Origin of the sequence: Streptomyces sp. B1866, assembly GCF_031932565.1 — a bacterium.
Taxonomy (GTDB): domain Bacteria; phylum Actinomycetota; class Actinomycetes; order Streptomycetales; family Streptomycetaceae; genus Streptomyces.
Genome location: NZ_JAVSCF010000586.1, coordinates 1 through 593, shown reverse-complemented (window position 1 = coordinate 593; position 593 = coordinate 1). Strand labels below are relative to the sequence as shown.

The window sequence follows — 593 nt, the reverse complement described above, 5'->3', positions numbered from 1 at the left end:
GGCCGACCGGGGGCGGCCCGGCCGGAGCGGCGGGGCACGCCCCGCGCGGGCGACGCCCGGCCCGGGCCCCCGGACGGCCTACCGCACGCCCCGGGTGACCCGCACCCGCCAGTCGCCGCCCCGCGCGCGGCCGGTGACCGTGACCCGCACGCCGTCCGCCGGCGAGGTCAGGGTGTCGCCGACGCCCAGGGGCGCGTCGGCGAGCGGCGGGTAGACGGACGTGTACGGGCACGCCTCGGTGCCGGGGTGGCCGTCGAGGACCTGCACCGGCCCGTCGCCCGACGCGGTGTCGGTGCGGACCCGGTAGACCAGCACGCCCTCGGCGCAGCTTCCCGCGTCGTTGCCGTACGCGCCGCGCGCCTCCACGGCGACCGCGCTGCTCGGCCCGGTGCGGACGACCACCAGGCGGGTGCGGCCGTCGAAGCGGTCACCCGTACGGCCGGACGGGCGGGCCTCCGCGGGCGCTCCTCCGAGAGCCCCCGCGCGCCCTTCCGCGCGGGCCGCCGCGAGCCCCGCCCCGTGGCCGGCCGAGCGTTCTCCCCCGCGGCCGCCCGCACGGCCGTCCGCGCCGCCGTCCGCGGCTCCGCCCCCGG

General features: G+C 83.1%; 1 pseudogene. It reads right to left on the bottom strand.

Annotated elements, in window-relative coordinates:
- Positions 1 to 78 precede the first annotated feature (78 nt).
- Positions 79 to 593, bottom strand: a pseudogene (locus tag RKE29_RS30315) (peptidase M6); the annotation flags it as partial.